This window comes from Paraclostridium dentum (assembly GCF_048568265.1).
Taxonomy (GTDB): domain Bacteria; phylum Bacillota; class Clostridia; order Peptostreptococcales; family Peptostreptococcaceae; genus Paraclostridium; species Paraclostridium dentum.
On the sequence record NZ_CP183813.1, the window covers coordinates 230,229 to 251,350 of the forward strand.

At 28.1% G+C, this 21,122-nt stretch carries 12 protein-coding genes; all 12 read left to right on the forward strand.

Annotated features, from left to right (window positions below; all coding sequences use genetic code 11):
* Positions 1-117 precede the first annotated feature (117 nt).
* The 12 genes from ACN6I1_RS01055 to ACN6I1_RS01110 all read left to right on the forward strand — a co-directional run bounded on the left by ACN6I1_RS01055 (position 118) and on the right by ACN6I1_RS01110 (position 21,032).
* Complete coding sequence (locus tag ACN6I1_RS01055) at positions 118-4,008, forward strand: tetratricopeptide repeat protein (protein ID WP_419742415.1); 3,891 nt, start codon at positions 118-120, stop codon at positions 4,006-4,008.
* A 363-nt stretch (positions 4,009-4,371) separates the two neighbouring features.
* The gene (locus ACN6I1_RS01060) at positions 4,372-4,734 is read left to right on the forward strand and encodes a hypothetical protein (protein ID WP_419742416.1); all 363 of its coding nucleotides are present in this window, start codon (positions 4,372-4,374) and stop codon (positions 4,732-4,734) included.
* An 87-nt stretch (positions 4,735-4,821) separates the two neighbouring features.
* Positions 4,822-5,823 carry a type II toxin-antitoxin system antitoxin SocA domain-containing protein gene (locus tag ACN6I1_RS01065; protein ID WP_419742417.1) on the forward strand — a complete coding sequence of 334 codons (1,002 nt, stop codon included), beginning with the start codon at positions 4,822-4,824 and terminating at the stop codon, positions 5,821-5,823.
* Positions 5,824-7,104: 1,281 nt separating this feature from the next.
* The gene (gene licT / locus ACN6I1_RS01070) at positions 7,105-7,956 is read left to right on the forward strand and encodes a BglG family transcription antiterminator LicT (RefSeq protein WP_419742418.1); all 852 of its coding nucleotides are present in this window, start codon (positions 7,105-7,107) and stop codon (positions 7,954-7,956) included.
* Between the two features lie 92 nt (positions 7,957-8,048).
* Positions 8,049-9,971: a beta-glucoside-specific PTS transporter subunit IIABC gene (locus tag ACN6I1_RS01075; protein WP_419742419.1), complete on the forward strand. Its 1,923-nt coding sequence runs from the start codon at positions 8,049-8,051 to the stop codon at positions 9,969-9,971.
* Positions 9,972-9,982: 11 nt separating this feature from the next.
* Entirely contained in the window at positions 9,983-11,410 is a 1,428-nt protein-coding gene (locus tag ACN6I1_RS01080; protein WP_419742420.1) for a 6-phospho-beta-glucosidase, read from the forward strand.
* A 369-nt stretch (positions 11,411-11,779) separates the two neighbouring features.
* The gene (locus ACN6I1_RS01085) at positions 11,780-12,319 is read left to right on the forward strand and encodes a flavin reductase family protein (RefSeq protein ID WP_419742421.1); all 540 of its coding nucleotides are present in this window, start codon (positions 11,780-11,782) and stop codon (positions 12,317-12,319) included.
* A 288-nt stretch (positions 12,320-12,607) separates the two neighbouring features.
* Positions 12,608-14,809 carry a catalase/peroxidase HPI gene (katG, locus tag ACN6I1_RS01090; RefSeq protein WP_419742422.1) on the forward strand — a complete coding sequence of 734 codons (2,202 nt, stop codon included), beginning with the start codon at positions 12,608-12,610 and terminating at the stop codon, positions 14,807-14,809.
* A gap of 594 nt (positions 14,810-15,403) precedes the next feature.
* Entirely contained in the window at positions 15,404-19,084 is a 3,681-nt protein-coding gene (locus ACN6I1_RS01095; protein WP_419742423.1) for an AAA family ATPase, read from the forward strand.
* A gap of 16 nt (positions 19,085-19,100) precedes the next feature.
* Positions 19,101-19,589, forward strand: a complete 489-nt coding sequence (locus tag ACN6I1_RS01100; protein WP_419742424.1) for a hypothetical protein — start codon at positions 19,101-19,103, stop codon at positions 19,587-19,589.
* Between the two features lie 11 nt (positions 19,590-19,600).
* Positions 19,601-20,248 carry a hypothetical protein gene (locus tag ACN6I1_RS01105; RefSeq protein WP_419742425.1) on the forward strand — a complete coding sequence of 216 codons (648 nt, stop codon included), beginning with the start codon at positions 19,601-19,603 and terminating at the stop codon, positions 20,246-20,248.
* A gap of 130 nt (positions 20,249-20,378) precedes the next feature.
* Positions 20,379-21,032 carry a hypothetical protein gene (locus ACN6I1_RS01110; RefSeq protein WP_332841262.1) on the forward strand — a complete coding sequence of 218 codons (654 nt, stop codon included), beginning with the start codon at positions 20,379-20,381 and terminating at the stop codon, positions 21,030-21,032.
* Positions 21,033-21,122 lie beyond the last annotated feature (90 nt).

Here is a 21,122-nt window from a genome sequence, read left to right on the forward strand (position 1 = left end):
GAGATGATTCATGTGAATCTTCTCAACCATTGAAGTCAACTAAAGGTATATTAATTTTAATATATCTTTTTTTAGTTTTAGAATAAATCTATTAAAAGATACAGGGAGAATAAGTTTATGGACAAATTTTTAACAAGCATTGATAATTTTACTATATGTTTAGGGGAATATAGCGACGATGAACAAAATGCATTATTTTGGCTTCAATTATTGATAAGCAAGGTAAAAGGAAAAGTATATGTAGTAAATTTTACAGGAGAAAATGTTAAAAGTTTTATTTATAAATGCAGAGAAAGATGGAATGAAGATAGTTTTATAAGTCGAGACATATTTGATAAAAAAGTGATTTTTGAAGAGAATTTATCTTGTAGTATGAGATTTGTCTATGGCTATATAAATAGTGCTAGTAAAGATGATTATATATTAATAATTGGAGGAGAAAGGCTACTTCCATACAATAATCAAGGTAAAAAATTAATTAATACAAAATTTGAGGGATTAACTATAATGGCTAATTTAATGCAAGAGGAAGATTGGCATACATATTGTTTATGGTTAGACAAACTATATGAGGACTTTCAGCATAAAGTTAAAGGTATTATATTAAATATAGGGGTCGATGAGAATACGAGGGATATAATTACATCATTATTAGAAAAATCAGAAAATATGTCAATTATAAATACTCAATATATAAAAACTAATAATAATTTATATGATATTTCAAATGAATTTTATAACAATCTTGAAAAATATAAATATGATGATATGATTGAATTTTTAGATAAAAATAAAAATTTATTAGATAAAAAGACTTATATAATTATGTCAATACAAGTGTATTTATTTTTTGGAGTTAGAAATAAAGCAATAAATTTACTAGAAAAAAATTATGATTATTTAAGTAATCAAAATAAAAAATTATTAGCTGATTTATTGTATAGGGAATACAATAAAGTTGATGAAAGTAAAAAAATATTATATGAGATATTTAAACAAGATAAGTTTTTAAAAGATTTAATGCCATCTATATTAAGGGTTCATGAGAAGGATAGTGATGAAATAAGGGAAAAATGGATTAATATATCATTAGAAATAGATCCAGATAACCCAAAAGTTATTGAAAATTATGGAAACTGGCTATCCCATATAAATAAATATGAAGAGGCTGCAAAAATATTTAGAAATCTAAAACTAATTTTCAATAATCAATATTATGAAATAGTGGCACGAATAAATGATATTTTAAATAATCCTCCACAAGATTTATTAGAAATACAAACGTATATCCTTCAATCAGTTCAAGATTATCCAGAACTACATAATGAAGCAATTCTAAGACTAGTTATTTACTTTAAAGATATTAATAGGAGTGAGTATGTTACATACAGGTTACTAAACGATATAGATTATAATTTTAATGAAGATTTGGTATATAAATTGCTAAATATTAAATTAGATATGTTGAGTGATATTGTAACTGCATCTAAAGCCTTAGGAAAATTAAAACCTCATATAAAAGATACTCATGCAAAAAAAATTAATATTGAAAGAATTAAATGTGTAATAAACTCAATATTTACTCTTGCTAAATATGAAAAAGGGTATTTAGATTGGAGGAGATTTATAGATAATTGTCAATCTCAAGATAGCTGGTTTGATGTTGTTTGTGATGAGTTGATTGAAAATATATGTGAGTTAAATAAACTAGACATTAACAAATTAATAGGGAATTCCTTTATAAATAGAATTGAAGATTGTAATAATAAAGGATATAAGGAGTTAGGTATTGTATTACTTAGAAAGATAAAAAGTGGCCAATTTCATGTTGATGATATTGATGAGACTATTACTAACCTATTAAAATATGCAGAAATTGAGCAAGATGAGGAACTAAAAATATGGGGAAGATATTATGCATCTATAATTTACTCACTTAGAGGAAATGACCAATTAGCTAATAACTATGCATTAACTATTTTAGATTATTATAATATTATGAGTGAAGAGCGTAAGGAAATATGTATTTTACTAGGATTAATCTCATGGGCTAATTCTCAGTTTAGGATAGGGAGAGAAATTGAAGGGATTATATGTCTAATAACCTGCATTAAATATTGTAGTAATGTAGGAGAAATATATCCGATATTAGAAGAAGGGTTAAATTTAGTTGGAAGATTTTTCACTGAACATATAAATGGAATTCAGAGCATGGATAATTCTAGAGTCTCTAGTGTATTAAATTCTTTAAGTAAATATAACGATAGCTTGAAGTTTTCAAGTAATTTTATCAATAACTCGTTGGAAATATTTGAGAAAGAACTATTAGAAAAAATTTGCAAATCTAATGAAGAAAATATAGAATGGGCAGGAGATATTACTAATTTAGTGGCTATTTATGTTAAAAATGAGAAGTATGATAAAGCTATTCCTCTAATCAAAGATAACTATAAAAAGATAATGGAAGTATACAAACTAAGAAAGGATATGAGATATAAGTTAGCACAAAATTGGGCAAAATTGATTTTTTTATTAGAAGACTCATGTATAGATAAATATGCTATAGCAAAAGAATTATTAGAAATTTCAATTGGAGATATTGAAAATAGACGTAATGTTTATCATAAAGAAGAAAGGGCTACAATTGGAGAAATATCTAAATCAATATATATTATGTATATAGAGATTATTTTTCTAACGGATAGTAAAATTATATCTGAAGTCGATAAGTATAAAATTTTAGAACAAAATATTATTAATATTTGTCATAAATCTACAATAGAACAGAAAAAATATAATCAAGACAAAAATATAGACGATAATTTAAAGAAAAAAGAAACAGAACTGCAGAATTTAAAAGAAGAATACGATATTTTATATAAGGGTAATCTAGGGCAAAGTGAAGAATTAAATAATTTAGGTATTAAAATTCAAGAGCTACAAGATTATTTAAAGTTAAATCATCCGTACTATAGACCTTTACCTAAATTAGAGAAGATAAGTTTTAAAGATATAAAAAATTCACTAAAAGATAAAGAGATATTTTTTCAATATATTAAGCTGAATATAATATCTATTCAGATATTAATAACTAATAAAGATATAATGGTAATTTCAAAATTATTAGATACAGAGAAAATTCATAGGAGCTTAAATTTAGTAGATAAATACATATATGGTAGTAATTTAAATAGCGAAGATTCTAATATTATTAATGATATAGAAATCCTATCAAATCAATTTGCGAGCAGTGTTTTAGAGTATTGTCAGCATAATCAGGTAAGTAAGATATATGTTATGCCAGACTTAAGCTTAGGTTCATATAACTTAAATATGAGTAGACTTAATGATGTATGTATAATAGATAAAACTACATCCATTATACAAATTTTAGACTATAGTGTATTAAATGAGAAAAAATATATACATAATTGTTCAAAATTTATTAATAGAGTTTTTGGAAATAAAAATGAAAGAAATTTGAAATTAATAGATAATTTTATACAACGATATAAAAGCGATGATTTTATTATAGTAGATAGTGATGAAGATGAAATAGATACAGTTAGAAATTCGATTATTGATAAAAATGCAGATACTGTTTTAATATATGGACATGGGGTTGATGATCCAAATGGAAGTGATATAAGTGGTTCATTAGGTATACAAGGAAGACGAAGCTTAATTCATATAGAAAATATTGTTGAGAATATGAATATTGTAAAAAATATAGTACTCATAAGCTGTAGAGGTGGAGTTCCTCTAAGTAAAGGAATTGAAACATCTACAGGTAGCTGGGCAGAATTATTTGAAACGTTTAGAGGTAATATAATAATCTGCAAATGGGATGTCAATACTGAGTCTAGTATCTATATTGTTGAAAAATTACTTGTGTATGTAAATAAAAATATAAAATTAGATGAAGCTTTATTATTGTCAATAAAGGATGCCAAAAAAAAGTATAAAGATACTATTTATTGGTCGGGGATTGAGTTTTGGATGAATTAATATAAAGATTACTAGAAAATAAATTAAACATTAATTATAGATTTTATAATAATAGAGTGTATGAGTTTTGATAACCATCTTCACAACTCGAATCAGATTAAGCACATTGATATTTTATCAATGTGCTTTTAAATATATATATAATGAAAATTAATATCTAGATTTGAAAAAATTAAAAATGATACACTTTGTATATAAATAAGCTTTTAAAAATAAAAAGTGTTGCAATTGATACTGTATTTCGATAGAATTATATTAATATAAGTATGATAAATAAAAATATGTCAATACTATAAATACACAAAAGAAAGGGAAGATATTTTTGGGATAGCATTAAATAAACATTTAATAGAAGAGTTAGTATTGAAAAGGGTACATAGATGTGCTAATAATCGAAGTTTTAGAATATCAATGAATGATGAGACTAGAACAGAAAATTGTGAATTTATAGAGGAATATAATTTAACTAATTCTAGGCAGATAGAAATGCTAAAAAGTATTAAGGTTGAAGATTTTTCTAAAGCAGAACCTGATGACAAAGATGGTAGTGAAACTGTATATTTTTTTGGGAAAGATTATGAGTTAGATCATGAAGAAAGAGGACCTGAGACTATAACTTGTTATATAAAGCTTGTGTTTAAGGAACGAAAAAATGATGAATTAATGCTCTTAATTTCTTTTCATAAGGCTAAATGGCCTATAGATTACCAATTTAAAAACAAATAAAAGTAAGTAGGTATGCATTGCATACCTACCGAATTAAAACATATAGATATTATGATTATAGGAAAGATAAACTTTGGAGGTGGCTATATGATTAGTAATATTGATTTTTGCGAAAAATGTTTAGATGATAGAAAATATACTATTATAGCTGAAGAAAATACTAAAACAGTTAGAGGATATAATATAAAATATATAAAAAAGCAAGCAGTATGCGATACGTGTCAAAGTATTATGTATATACCAGAAATTAATGATGAAAATTTAAATGAATATTATAGTAAAATTAGAGATATCGATAAAATTGTATCTATAGAAGACATTGAAAAAATTATTGAAAAATATAATATTAAGAAAAGACCATTATCTAAATTATTAGGATGGGGTGAAACTACACTTACTAGATATATAGATGGAAGTTTACCAACTAGAGAATACTCAGATAAACTAAAGCTAATATTAAATAGCATAAATGAAATGGAAAATCTTTTAGAAGCTAACAAGTGTAACATAAGTGACATTGCATATAAAAAATGTAAAGAAGCTATAAATAATTTAAAAGATGAAAAGGCAATATCATTGGAAGAAGAGGACTGTAAAATATATCGTGTTTCTAATTATCTGATAAAAAAGTGTGGAGATATAACGCCACTCGCTCTTCAAAAAATGTTATACTATTGCCAAGCTTTTTGTAAAGTATTTACAGGAAAATACTTATTTGAGAATGAATGTCAAGCATGGGTACATGGACCTGTGTATGTTGAAGTTTATAATAAATATAGTAAGTTTGGTGGAAGTATAATAGAATTATGTGATGAAAAAACTTATTTAGAAAATCAGGATGAAGAAGAAATTGTTGAATGTGTAGCTAAATACTTTGGAAAGTATAGTGGAAGGACACTAGAATTAATGACTCATATGGAAAGGCCATGGAGAGATACTAGAAAAGGTCTTAAAGTAAATGAAAGCTCAAATAAAGTAATAGAAAAAGATTTGATTGAATCTTATTTTAACATAGAAAAAGAAAAGTGTAATATGGTAAATGTTAGTGATATTACAGAATATATAGATTCATTATTAAAAAAAATATAAGATATTTAAATTTCTAAAGAAAAGTATAATATATTAAAGGAAGAAAAGTAGTTAAAATCATTATGAAGAATAGACATAATTTTAAGGGTAAATAAAAAAGAGAAGTAGTTGATTCTACAACTTCGATTGAACAATGAAGATAAGATATAAAAAAAGGTGCAGATAAAATGTCAAAACTACTTGATTGAGTTAAGATAGTTGATTCAAAAGTTGATAAATTTTATAGTGAGTGGATAATACCAGAAAACCATAATTAAGATAAAGTAATATTATACTTCTGCGGAGGTGAATTTGTAGCTGGAACAAGCAAAGGTCATAGAAGATAAGTTGCTAATTTTTCTAAAATATGTAGTGTAAAATGTTCAGGCTTTGATTATAGCCTAGCTTCTAAAAACATTTTCAGTAGCAGTAGATGATTCTGCAGAAATATATAGTTGGTTATTAAAACCAGTATATATTTCATAAAATATAATGTTTGTTGGAGATTCAGAGGGTAGAGGAATTGAAATAAGTATATTATTAATGTTAAGAGAAAAGGTGATTAATAATATAAATGCTGTTGTGGCTATGTGTCCTTGTGTAGATATGGCTAAATCTGGATAATCTAACATAACTAAAAGATATATAGATCATTGTACACCTATAGGAACTGATGAAAATTATATAAGTTACTATTTTGTACCGCATGATTCAAAAGATCCTATAACATCTCCTATATTTGCTGATTTTATAGGTATATGTCTTACTATTATTCAAGTGGGAGAAGAGGAGATTGTATTAGCGGATTCTATAAGATTAGCAAAAATAGCAGAAGAAGATAGAGTAGATTTAAGTATGTATATGGAAGGAAATGTTCCATTGTTCCCCAATGCTAGAACTGATGTTTAGAGAAGCAACTGATGCAATGGATGAAATTTGTGATTTTATAAAAAAGCATCTATTACAGTAGATTGTGGGTATTATTTCTATGATTCGTCTCTAATATTGAAATTCATGAAAAACACATTGATTAATTAATCAATGTGTTTTTATTTTATAAACCATAGTTAAACAATCATATTAAAATGAGCATAAAACATTATCTAAAATAAAACTAGCAAAAGAAAGTTATACAAAGAAAACGTTGACAAAAAAGATGCTATGTTCTATCATAGTAATTGGAATTAGGTAGTAATTGTTTAAGTACAAGCTAAGCTTATTCATTAATAATAGCAGTATCCTAGGAAGGAGTCTGCCCATTATTATGAATAAGCTTTTTTTATACTTAAAAGGAGGCTAATCATGATAATTAATAAAATATTAAACAACAATGTTGTAATTACATCAGATGACAATGATGAGGAAATTATTGTCATGGGTAAAGGCATTGGTTATCAAAAATCAAAAGGTGATTCAATAGATGAAACTAAAGTAAACAAAGTATTTAGAATTTCAAATAAAGAAATATCAACTAAGTTACAAGAATTACTTAATAATATTCCTATGGAACACATGAAACTATCAAGTGAAATTATAGAATATGCACAAATAAAGTTAAATAGGAAGTTAAATGAAAGTATTTATATATCATTAAGTGATCACACTTATTCTGCAATTCAAAGAATGAAAGAAGGAGTAAATGTAAAGAATGCAATACTTTGGGAAACTAAAAGATTTTATAAAGAAGAGTTTGAGATTGGAATGAAAGCATTAGATCTTATTGAAAGTAAGACGGGTGTAAGATTACCTGATGATGAAGCTGGATTTATAGCTTTTCATATAGTAAATGCTCAGATAAGTGAAGGAAATACCTTGGCATCTGATATTACAAAGTTAATGCAAGAAGTACTTAATATAGTTAGATATCATTTTGGTATAGAATTTCATGAAGAGTCAGTGTTTTATTATAGGTTCATAATGCATCTGAAGTTTTTTGCACAAAGGCTACTTTCAAATAGCTCACATGAAGGAGAAACAGATAAAGAACTATTAAGTATTATTAAATCTAAATATAGTAAAGAGTTTGAATGTGTAGTTAAGATTAAAAACTTCATTAATAAAAAATACAACTATATGTTAACAGATGATGAACTTATATATTTAACTATTCATGTGGCTAAAGTGGTTAAAGACTCAAATATGAAATCTGAGTAATTTCTCAGTATTATAAAAAATTATACCTATGGTTGGATGGTAACATTGAGTTGGCCAAACCTTCAGATTTTAAAAAAATATGGAGGCAAAAAATGGGGAAATACAAACAATTAGCACAAGACATAATAAAAAATGTTGGTGGAAAAGAAAATATTAATGGATTAACACACTGTATTACAAGGTTACGTTTTAAGTTAAAAGATGAAAGTATAGCTAATGATGATGTATTAAAAAACATGGGAGATATTGTTACTGTTATGAAAAGTGGAGGACAATATCAAGTAGTTATAGGTAATCATGTTGAAGCTGTTTATAAAGATGTAGTTGAGATAATTGATTTAGATAATTTAAATACATCTTCAGAAACTAAAAAATCAGGAAATATTCTAGATAAAGGTATAGATATAATATCGGGTATTTTCCAACCAGTATTAGGGATAATGGCAGCCTGTGGTATGTTAAAAGGGTTAAATGCTTTATTCGTAGCATTAGGATTATATAGTGCTACATCTGGTGGGTATATGGTAATAAATGCAGCTGGAGATGCACTATTTACATTCCTTCCCTTATTTTTAGGATATACTTCAGCTAAGAAGTTTGGGTTAAAACCAATGTTAGGATTAGCTCTAGGAGCTGCAATGTGTTACCCTGCAATACAAGGAAGTAGTATATCAGCAGGTGCAGATGCAATGTACACTTTATTTAAAGGAACGATGTTTGCATCACCAGTATATATTGATTTCTTTGGATTACCAATAATATCAATGGATTATACAGGAACAGTTGTACCTATTATATTTGTAGTGCATTTTGCATCTAAATGTGAGAAGTTATTTAATAAGTTTGTTCCAGACTTAGTTAAGTTTTTCTTTGTACCGATGCTTACATTATTAGTAACATTACCTGTTGCACTTATAGTTATAGGTCCTATAGCGACGTTTGGATCTACACTTATTTCAGAAGCTGTACTTTCAATAAGAGATTTTAGTCCATTATTAGCAGGTGCTATAGTAGGATTTTCTTGGCAAATTCTTGTTATTTTTGGATTACACTGGGGATTCATTCCTGTATATATAAACAATGTTATGACTTTAGGATACGATAATGTTATGATGCCGTTTTTTGCTTGTACATTTGCAACTTCTGCAGTTGTATTAGCTATATTTATTAAAACTAAAGATAAAAAGTTAAAAGAGATGGCGATACCAAACTTTATATCTGGAATATTTGGAGTTACAGAGCCAGCAATTTACGGAATGTTATTACCTTTAAAGAAGCCATTTATAATAAGTTGTATAGCTAGTGGTATTGGTGGAGCGTTCTATGGATTCTTCAATCTTAGAAAGTTTATAACTGGAGGAATGGGGATATTTGAACTTCCAGCAATGATTGAACCAAACGGTAGAATGGGTAACTTAATAGTAGCTCTTTCTGGTATGGCTATATCGATGGTCGTAGCTTTTGTATTAACTATGATTTTATATAAAGATAAGGAAGAAGTTAAAGAAGTAGAAAATAAGCTTAAAGAAGAAACAAAAGAAGTTAAGTCTACTAAATTAGAAAAAGAAATAGTAGTAAGCCCTATAAAAGGTGAAGTATTAAATTTAAGTGATATAGAGGATGCAGCATTTTCATCTGGGGTACTAGGTCAAGGAGTAGCAATAATACCTAGTGATGGAAAAGTAGTTGCACCAGTAAATGGAGTAGTTACGACTTTATTCCCTAGTTTACATGCTATAGGAATTCTTTCAGATGAAGGTGTTGAAGTTCTTATTCATATTGGATTAAATACTGTTCAGTTAGAAGGAAGAGGTTTTGAGGCATGTATAAAGCAAGGTGATAGAATTACAAAAGGTCAAACTATTTTAAAATTTGATATTGATGTAATAAAAGAAGCTGGATACAGTGTTGTAACTCCAATTGTTGTTACAAATTCATCTCAATTTTTAGATGTAGTACAAACAGAAAGTAAAAATATTGAATTAGAGGATAATCTGATTACAGTTATATTTTAGGAGGCTTAACTATGAGTTTTAAAAAAGATTTTTTATGGGGAGGAGCTACTGCAGCTAATCAATGTGAAGGTGGATACAACGAAGATGGAAGAGGATTAGCAAATGTAGATGTATGTCCAACAGGAGAAGATAGAACAGCAGTTATTACGGGAAAATTAAAAATGTTTGATTTTGATGATAAGCATTATTATCCTGCTCAAACTGGTATTGATATGTATCATAATTATAAAGAAGATATCAAGTTATTTAGTGAAATGGGATTTAAAGTATATAGAATGAGTATTGCATGGAGTAGGATTTTTCCAAAAGGTGATGAAGAAACACCAAATGAAAAAGGTCTTCAATTTTATGAAAATATATTTAAAGAGTGTAAGAAGTATAAAATAGAGCCATTAGTTACTATTACACATTTTGATTGTCCAATGCATTTAATTGAAAAGTATGGTGCATGGCGTAATCGTAAAATGATAGATTTTTATGAAAAACTATGTAATGTTATTTTTAGAAGATATAAAGGGTTAGTTAAATACTGGCTAACGTTTAATGAAATAAATATGATTTTACATGCTCCGTTTATGGGTGCTGGTATTTGTTTTGAAGAAGGCGAAGATGTTGAAAAGATAAAATATCAAGCAGCTCATCATGAACTTGTAGCTAGTGCAATTGCAACTAAAATAGCACATGAAGTTGATCCAAATAACTTAGTTGGGTGCATGTTTGCAGCTGGAAGTGTATATCCTTATAGTTGCAATCCTAATGATGTATGGGAAGCTACTAAATTAGATAGAGAAAATTATTTTTTTGTAGATGTACAAGCTAGAGGAAAATATCCTAACTATGCATTAAAGTATATGAAACAAAAAGGAATTACACCAGAAATGGAGCCAGGGGACATAGAACTACTGAAAAAAAATACAGTAGATTTTATTTCATTCTCATACTACAACAGCCGTTGTGTTAGAACTGATGAAAATGCAGATGATGTAGCTGAAGGAAATATATTTAAATCTGCTAAAAATCCATATCTTACATATAGCCAATGGGGATGGCCGATTGATCCATTAGGTTTGAGAATTACATTAAATCATGTGTATGATAGATATGAAAAGCCACTATTTATTGTAGAAAATGGATTAGGTGCTAAAGACGTAGTTGATGAAAATGGTTATGTAGAAGATGATTACAGAATCGATTATTTAAGAGAACATATAAAAGCGATGCATGATGCAGTTTCTATAGATGGAGTAGATTTACTAGGTTACACGACGTGGGGGCCTATTGATTTAGTAAGTGCTGGTACAGGTGAAATGGAAAAGCGTTATGGCTTTATATATGTAGATAGAGACAATAGAGGTAATGGAAGTTTAAGAAGAACGAAAAAGAAAAGTTTCGACTGGTATAAGAAAGTTATAGCTTCAAACGGTGAAGATCTATACTAAATAAGAAAATATAAAATTAAATAGTGGAGTTAGTTATTGAGAATAGTCTCCACCATTGAAATTCACGAAAACTCATATTCATTTGAATATGAGTTTTTTTATGAAAATAATTATCTTTTTATTTCACACTGTACATTAATGGAACAGCATACGTTATATTAAAAAAACAAGTTTTTGAAACCGTAAAGATAAAAGATAGTTTCTAGGATAGGATAAGTTATGTATAGATTCAAATAATTTAATAAAAAGATCTATAAGTTTAGTTATAGCATTAATGAATTTTGTAGTAACTTACTAAAAAGTGCGTACTTGTTAATGAACGTATACTACTCTAGTATTAAAATATAATATTTTTACGAGGAGGAAATTATGAAAAGAGAAATAGAAGTATTTGACTATGCAGGTGAAATTATGAAGGGTGTTAAAACTGGAGTTCTTTTGACTACTAAAGCAGACGATAAAGTTAATACTATGACTATATCATGGGGAACTTTGGGGATTGAGTGGAATAAGCCTATATTTACGGTTTTTGTAAGAGAGAATCGTTTCACAAAAGAACAACTTGATAAAAATCCACAATTTACGATAAACATACCAGTAGGCGAATTTGATAAAAAGATATTAGGTGTGTGTGGTACAAAATCTGGTCGTAATGTTGATAAGATTAGTGAACTTAATTTGACTTTAGAAGAGTCTAATAATATTTCTGTTCCAGGGATAAAGGAACTTCCTCTTACTCTTGAGTGTAGAGTTATTTATAAACAAGAACAGGATAAAAATGCTATTACAGAAGAAAATAAGAAAGCTTTTTATCCTCAAGATGTAGACAGTTCTTATCATGGAGCAAATAATGATTTCCATACGGCTTATTATGGCGAGATTATTGGGGCATATATAATAGAAGAGTAATAAGAAAGAGAACACTATTTGTACTCAAACTGACCTAGGGTAAAAGTTGTGTAGAAATGTATAAAATTAATAGTGGAGTTAGTTATTGAGAATAGTCTCCACTATTGAAATTCACGAAAAGATATTGACTAAACTGTCAATATCTTTTTTATATGTCCAAAGTCAGCTACAACTTGATGTTGATTTAATAAATATGATCATATTATGTGTATTTAAAAAAGTTATAATTAAAAGCTTATTTACATAATATGTAATGAAACATGTAGTACTTAAAGGGGGAATCATCACATGAGAGAAATAAGATGTCCATTTACAGGGAGAGTAAGCAACCATGTATCAGGAGATGAAAACTCAAATAAAAATTGGTTGCCTAATCAGCTGAACCTAGATATTCTTCATCAAAATTCAAGCCTTAGTAATCCAATGGGGCCTAAGTTTGACTATGCTAAAGAATTCTGTAAGCTTGATTTTTATGAATTAAAAAAAGATTTATATAAGTTAATGACAGATTCAAAGGATTGGTGGCCAGCAGATTTTGGTAATTATGGACCACTATTTATTCGTATGGCGTGGCATAGTGCAGGAACTTATAGAGTAGGTGATGGCAGAGGTGGAGGTGGTGATGGATCACAAAGATTTCCACCATTAAATAGTTGGCCTGATAATGTTAATTTAGATAAAGCTCGTCGATTAATTTGGCCAATCAAACAGAAGTATGGTGATAAAATTTCATGGGCAGATCTTATGATATTAGCAGGAAATTGTGCTTTTGAATCAATGGGACTTAAGACTATTGGATTTGGTGGAGGACGTGTGGATGTTTGGGAACCACAAGATACTTACTGGGGTTCACAGGCTAAATTGCTTGGAGATAATAAAAATCCTATGAGTGGTAAACTTGAAAATCCACTTGCTGCAACTCAGATGGGATTAATTTATGTAAATCCAGAAGGACCTGAGGGAAAACCTGATCCAGTTGGAGCTGCAAAAGATATTAGAGAAACATTCGCGCGCATGGCTATGAATGATGAAGAAACTGTAGCGCTTATAGCTGGTGGTCATACATTTGGTAAGTGTCACGGCGCAGCTCCTGCAACATATGTTGGTCCGCCACCTGAAGCTGCTAGTATCGAACAGCAGGGACTTGGTTGGAAAAACAGCTATAAAAGTGGTAAAGGGCCTGATACAATCAGTAGTGGAATTGAAGGTGCATGGAAACCAAATCCAACAAAATGGGATATGGGTTATTTTAAAGTATTGTTAAGATACCAATATGAGTTAGTTAAAAGTCCAGCAGGAGCTTATCAGTGGATAGCTAAAGATGTAGCTGAAGAGGATATGATTATAGATGCACATGATCCATCGAAGAAGCATCCGCCTATGATGACAACAGCTGACTTAGGTCTTATCTACGATCCTATATATAAAAAAATTGTAAAAAATTATTCAGAAAATCCTGAGAAATTTACTTATGATTTCGCACGTGCTTGGTTTAAATTAACACATCGTGATATGGGACCTATTTCACGATATCTTGGTCCAGAGGTTCCTTGTGAAAAGTTTATATGGCAAGACCCTGTACCAGAAGTCGATTATGAATTAATTAATGAAGGTGATATCAAATATCTTAAAAAGAATATTTTAGATTCTAAATTATCAATATCAGAGCTTGTTTATACAGCTTGGTCATCTGCATCAACATTTAGAGGTTCTGATAAACGTGGTGGTGCAAATGGGGCTAGAATTCGCCTAGAGCCACAAAAAAATTGGGAAGTTAATGAACCACAGCAATTAGATTATGTTTTACAGATTCTTGAAGAAATAAAGGAAGATTTTAATTCTTTACAGTTAAAAAATAAGCAGGTATCTTTAGCAGATATGATTGTTCTTGGAGGATGTGTAGGTATTGAAAAGGCAGCAAAGAATGCTGGATATAAAGTTAGAGTTCCTTTTATTCCGGGGCGTACAGATGCATCACAGGAACAAACTGATGTTGAATCATTTTCTGTGCTTGAGCCAAAAGCAGATGGATTTAGAAATTATTTAAAAGCAGATTATTCAGTGCGTGAGGAAGAATTATTAATTGACCGTGCACAACTTTTAACTTTGACTGCTCCTGAGATGACAGTTTTAATAGGAGGTATGCGTGTATTGAATACAAATTATGGAAAGTCTAAGTATGGTGTTTTTACAAATAGACCAGAAGTTCTTACAAATGATTTCTTTGTAAATCTTTTAGATATGGATACAGTTTGGACACCTACTTCTCCTGATGAAAAGGTATTTGAGGGACGTGACAGAGAAACAGGAAAGTTAAAGTGGGAAGGAACACGAGTTGATCTTGTTTTTGGATCTAATTCTCAACTTCGTGCTATTTCAGAGGTGTATGCAAGTGAAGGGTCTCAGGGAAAATTCTTAAAGGATTTTATATGTGCTTGGAATAAAGTAATGAATGCAGACCGTTTTGATATAGATAAATCTAAAAATTAGAATAATATTACAAATAATAAGGAGTAGTTTTCTGGTAGTTATATATATTGTTACATGAATTATAAGGCTATTCCTAAAACTACAAAAATTGGATCAATAATTTTTCTATGGTTAACACTAAGTATTTCTATATTACTTATGAAATCAATTTGCATTAAAATGTTTTTAGTTATGGTTGGTATAGCTGTTACATGGCATATAACTACCATAAAAACTTTGAGTATTGAAGAACTTAACAATCTGTATAGCAATCAAAGATATTGACTATTTAGTTAATATCTTTTTTTATGTAAAGCCTTAAGAAACTTGATTCTGTATTAAGTTTTACTATTATTTACACTTAAAGATATAAGATGTACATTTACAGGCAACACAAGCAACTATATATATTTGAATAAATCTTAAAAATATAAGACATATAATGTAAATCATATATAAAGAGAGCTAAAGAATAAGATTGATTAGATTCATGCAAATTATTTATTTAAATATTATAAAATTAATATAAATGATAAAATAACATTTAATATGGAAACTTATGGTAAAATATATTAGGAAACTTTAAAACAATAAAATTGAGGGGGAAATTCAAACATGCCTAAATCTAAACTATTAAGAATTTTATTTCCTGAAATTCAAGTTATAGATCATATAAAAGAGGTTGGAATAATAGATAAAGATCATTTCAAGAAAAATAAAAGGACATTAGAAAAAACAAATATTAATATGAAAAACAAAATAAGTAATAAGGCTAAACCTAGCACATCAAATATTACTAATTTTGATTCAGCTCAAAGTATACCAAGTAAACCCACTAAACCTTTAATTAATCAAACAGCAACTAGCAATAGTGTAAAATCAAATACTATTACAAAAAAACAAGAGTTAGATACAATCTTTAATTCAATTGAGAGCACACTTTCAGAGTATGTTCTTGGCCAAAATGATTATATATCTAAATTAATAATTGCTTTTAAAAGACCGTTTGCATATGGAAAAGAAGATGGTGTGAAAAATACAGTATTTATAACAGGTCCCACTGGTTCAGGAAGACATTTATCAGTTAAGGCAATAGGTAGATTTTTAAAAGAAAATAAACTCATTAAAAAAAGTGGAATACATTCTATAGATTTAGCTAAGTACAAACTTGAAAGCGATTCAGATAATTTGTTTTTATCGGATTTATATAATGCTTTATATAGTAGTGAGCAAATTATTGTATTTGATAACTTTGAAAAGTGCCATCAAAGTGCTTTAGATTTACTTACACAACTTGTTGTAGATGAAAAACTTAAATTAAATAGAAGATACATAGAACAATTAGGTCAAATGGTAGATGTTACAGGTAAGGGTAATCTTGCCTTAAATACTACGGATGAAATATTAGTTAATGGAAAATACTTAGTATTTATAACTGAAAAGACAGAAGAAGATATAAGAAGTGCATTTTCTAATAATTTTATGAAAAAAGTAAATGACATAATAAATACAATAAATCTTAATGAGGAAAGTTTATCATTAATATGCAAATTTATATTAAATGATTATCAAACAAAAATAAATAACAATCTTCAAATAAATATAGAATTTGATGAAATGGTTTTAAATCACGTACTAAACAACTTTGACAAAAACAGAGGAGCACATGGCTTAGAAGAATATATTAAAAACTACATATACACTCCGATAGTTGAATTAGAGTTAACAGGAAAAATAAGTACCGATTATACATATAAGATAAAAGAAGAGAATAATTCTTTAACAATAGCCAATGAAGTAGAATCAATAAATTTATATTCTGTAATTAAAACCAATGATAATGATAGTATCGAAGATTTAAATAAAGAACTTGAGAATATAATAGGATTATCAACTGTAAAAGAATTTATAAAGAAATTAGATGATAATATAAAAGTTCAAAATTTAAGAAAAAGTAAAGGTTCGAAAGAAGCTAAATTATCTTTACATATGATATTTACTGGAAATCCAGGAACGGGTAAAACTACAATGGCTAGGATAATGGCTAAATACCTAAAAGCATTTGGATATTTATCAAGTGGTCATTTAGTTGAAGTTTCTAGAAATGATTTAGTAGGTCAATATGTTGGAGAAACAGCTCAAAAAACAATGAGTAAGGTAAACTCAGCTATGGGAGGAGTTTTATTTATAGATGAAGCTTATGCTATTGCTAGAGATGAAAATGATATTTTTGGAATAGAGGCAGTAGATACAATTGTAAAAGCTGTTGAGGATAATAGAGATAATTTAGTTGTTATATTAGCTGGATATAGTGAGGAAATGGAAGATTTCTTAAAAACAAATAGTGGTCTTAAATCTAGATTTAACTATAATATTGAATTTGAAGATTATTCACCAAGGGAATTATTAGATATATCAAGGGTTATTGCAAAGTCAAATGGATATATAATAGATGAAAATTTAGATGAGAGTTTATTAGAACTGTTTGAAGGTAAGCAAATAAAAGGTAAAAATGATAGTGGTAACGGAAGATTAGCTAGAAATATAATAGAACAGGCTATAACTAATCAATCTAATAGATTAGCTAAACTAGACGAAAATGATATAAGTAATGAAGAAATAAATAATCTAACAGAAAGTGATTTTGGATTAGATAAAAAAGAAGAATTTAAAATTGAAGAAGAGTTAAATAATATTGTTGGATTAGAAGATGTAAAACAATTTGTTAGAGATTTAGAAAAGCAACTGATTGCAAAAGAAAAAAGAAAGCAGCTTGGAGTAAGTGTAGAATCATCTCAATCTCTTAATATGATATTTACTGGAAATCCAGGAACAGGTAAAACTACAGTTGCAAGACTTATAGGGAACCTTATGAGTAAAATGGGAATATTAAAGTCTGGTCAAGTTATAGAAGTAGATAGAAACTCTTTAGTAGGTCAATATGCAGGAGAGACTAGTAAAAAAACAACAGAAGTATTTAAGTCAGCATTAGGAGGTGTTTTATTTATAGATGAGGCATATGCATTAATGTCATCTGAAAATGATCCTTTAGGTAAAGAAGCTGTTGATACTTTAGTAAAGCTGATAGAAGATTTTAGAGAAGATATAGTTGTAATACTTGCTGGTTACGATAAAGAGATGAAAGATTTCTTAAATACTAACTCAGGTCTTAGATCTAGATTTCCGATGAGCGTTAACTTTAAGGATTATGAAATAGATGAATTAATTGAAATAGGTAAAAAAATGATACATAATAAAGGATTTATATTAGCTGGAAATTCAGAAGATGAACTTGAATTAGCTATAAGAAAAGAAAAACAAAAGAGTGGGCAGAATTCTGGTAATGGAAGAATGGTAAGAAATATTATTGAAAGGACAATAAGAAATCAATCAACAAGGATAGCAGACATGGATGTGATCGATGAAAATTCTGTAATATTATTAGCTGAAGAAGATTTTGATGTTTATGATAAATCGAAAGAAACATTTGATTTAGACTCAAAATTGAATGAGGTTGTAGGACTTGAAGAAGTTAAAGAATTTATAAAAAGTTTACAAGCACAATTAAAAATAAGAGAGCAAAGAAAAACTTTAGGTTTACCTGTAGATGAATCACAAACACTTCATATGATATTTAAAGGGAATCCAGGAACGGGTAAAACTACTATGGCTAGAATTGTTGGTGAAGTTTTACATAATATTGGTGTGTTAAGTAGTCAGACGTTTATAGAGACAGATAGAAGTGGATTGGTTGCAGGATATGTTGGTCAAACTGCTATAAAAACTAAAGAAAAATTAGAGTCAGCTCTTGGAGGAATATTATTTATAGATGAAGCTTATGCACTAGCTCAAGATGCCGGAAGTGGTAGTGGATTTGGTAAAGAAGCTATAGACACGTTAGTAAAAGGAATGGATGATAATAGAGATAACTTATTAGTGATATTAGCAGGATACAGTGATGACATGGATAAGTTCTTAGATACTAACCCAGGATTAAAGTCTAGATTTGCAAATATTATAGAATTTAAAGATTACTCAGTTAGTGATTTATCAATTATTGCAGACAAATTATTTAAAGGAAAAGGGTATGTACTTACTGAAGAATCTAAATTGAAAATTAAAGATATATTTGAAGAAGCATGTAAGGTATCTGATTTTGGAAACGGTAGATATGTTAGAAATATGTTTGAAAAAGCAGTAAGAAACCAAGCTGTTAGACTTGAAAAAATTGATAACCTAACTAAAGAGCATCTTATCACTATTGAAGCGTGTGATGTATCAAAGGTTAATTTATAGATAAAGAGGTGATAGTATGAAATTTATATCAAATATAATAAGCAATATTATAACACTAGCATATGGTATATTATGTATACCTTTACTTGTACTTATATCTATATTATTTCCGATTATGACTATTATAGATGCTTATAAAATAATAAGTACTGGGTTTACAGTTTATGGAGAATATATAACTTTACTTATAGCAATTACAATGCTTATGTATATATCATTAAGATTTAGAGCTTTAAGGAGGATTTATAGTATTTTCCCATCATTATTTGAAGCCCTTAAGTATCTTACAATATCGAATATGTTTATTGGTATAGGAGCTGAAATATTAAACTGGAGTTACATGGAATTAACTCCAGGTAGAAAAATTTTTGGGATAGTATCTTTTGTAATTTCATTAATACTTTGGAGAGTATTTATATCGATGTATTATAAGAAAAAGCCTCTTTCAGAAACTATGCTAGAGAGCGAGGAAAAAATGCAAAACTATAATGAAGAACTTAGTTAACGGAGGATATTATGAAAAGATTTAAAGAGAATAATAAAATTGAGTTAGAAAATCAATCTGACATAAATTTATATAAAGAAAATAAAAACTCTGAAGGTGCACAAGAGGATATTGATGAAAGTTCGTATAAAAGGTTTGAAGATGAGGAAGAGAAAGATGATTATATAAACCCTTCTATGAAAAAGTTTAGAAAAGTTGTAGGAGGACTGTTTTTAGTAATTTTTATATTTTATGTTATGTTTTCCCATACTCCAAAGGAGGTATTTAGAGATAACTTAACTTCAGGGGCTATTGAAAATGTAGTTGAAGGTGATTTACTAAGTAAAAAAGATTTAAAACTTGAACCTAAGAATGCAACATTAGAAATTGCAGGAGGGGTTGGAAACTTAGAAATATCGATATGGAACTTTTCACAAGTAGAAGATAATGACTATGTTCAAGTGTTTATTGATGGAGTAGCACAAGGAGCTCCTTTTTCAATTAGACATAAGCCAGTTAAAATAAGTGTTCCAGATAAAGGAGTTATACAAGTTCAAGGTGTAAGAGATGGAAGTAATAATGGTATAACATATGCAGTTTTCTTTAATAAGACAGGAGAGACATATTTAAATACAGTACCATTAAATTCTATGAATACATATACAATTATAAGTAAATAAAACAATTTACATATATAAAAGTAAAATAAATATATAAGATACTAAGTATGTATTAATTGATATAAAAAAACTTATTAGCTTTTATCAATAAATTCTGTTAAACTTAAATAACACTAATTTAAAGATAGAGGTGATTATCATAAATAATTACAAAACAACAAAAAATAATTATGAGAGTCAAGGTTCAGTTACTAACATAACAATACTTAAAAAGAATGGATCTGAACTTATAGCTAAAATAGATACAGAAGATTTAGAAAAGGTACAAGCTATGGGAGTTTGGTTTGCTGAATGGCATAAAGACTTTAATAGTTATTTAGTTCAAAATATAACTACAACTAAAGAAAATAAAAAAGTTAAGAGTACTAAAAGAAACATTCAATCAGTAATATTAGATACTCAATCATCAGCTCCAATTAGACATATAAATGGAGATACACTAGATAATAGAAAATCTAATTTAGAGATTGTTAATCGAAGAGAAAAAAATGAATATGAGAATATAGACGATGAAACAGTAGCTATAATACTAAAAGATAGATATGGAAAGCCACAAGCAAAGGCATTAGTATCAGTTAAAGATTTAGATAGAGTAGTAAATAAGAAGTATACATGGATATATTCAAAAGGACATAAACAGCCTAGTGTAATAGCACATATTCCAGGTGGTAAGGTATATATGGAAGATGTAATAATGAAACCTAGTGAAGAAGAAAGAGTTCATCATATAAATTTAAACCCATTAGATAATAGAAGAAAAAATTTAGAAAATAAACTAAAATAATTAAAAATTAAGTAGTAAATTATAAATATATATATCGTTATTTTAAAGAATATGATGTATAATAAAAAAGATAAGCACTTTTTATGTTTA

Bases quoted from the DNA above. Each gene is read 5' to 3' on its own strand.
- ACN6I1_RS01085 (WP_419742421.1), top strand. From the start codon at position 11,780: ATGAAAAGAGAAATAGAAGTATTTGACTATGCAGGTGAAATTATGAAG.
- ACN6I1_RS01055 (WP_419742415.1), top strand. From the start codon at position 118: ATGGACAAATTTTTAACAAGCATTGATAATTTTACTATATGTTTAGGG.
- ACN6I1_RS01095 (WP_419742423.1), top strand. From the start codon at position 15,404: ATGCCTAAATCTAAACTATTAAGAATTTTATTTCCTGAAATTCAAGTT.
- ACN6I1_RS01080 (WP_419742420.1), top strand. From the start codon at position 9,983: ATGAGTTTTAAAAAAGATTTTTTATGGGGAGGAGCTACTGCAGCTAAT.
- ACN6I1_RS01075 (WP_419742419.1), top strand. From the start codon at position 8,049: ATGGGGAAATACAAACAATTAGCACAAGACATAATAAAAAATGTTGGT.
- ACN6I1_RS01100 (WP_419742424.1), top strand. From the start codon at position 19,101: ATGAAATTTATATCAAATATAATAAGCAATATTATAACACTAGCATAT.
- ACN6I1_RS01105 (WP_419742425.1), top strand. From the start codon at position 19,601: ATGAAAAGATTTAAAGAGAATAATAAAATTGAGTTAGAAAATCAATCT.
- ACN6I1_RS01065 (WP_419742417.1), top strand. From the start codon at position 4,822: ATGATTAGTAATATTGATTTTTGCGAAAAATGTTTAGATGATAGAAAA.
- katG (WP_419742422.1), top strand. From the start codon at position 12,608: ATGAGAGAAATAAGATGTCCATTTACAGGGAGAGTAAGCAACCATGTA.
- licT (WP_419742418.1), top strand. From the start codon at position 7,105: ATGATAATTAATAAAATATTAAACAACAATGTTGTAATTACATCAGAT.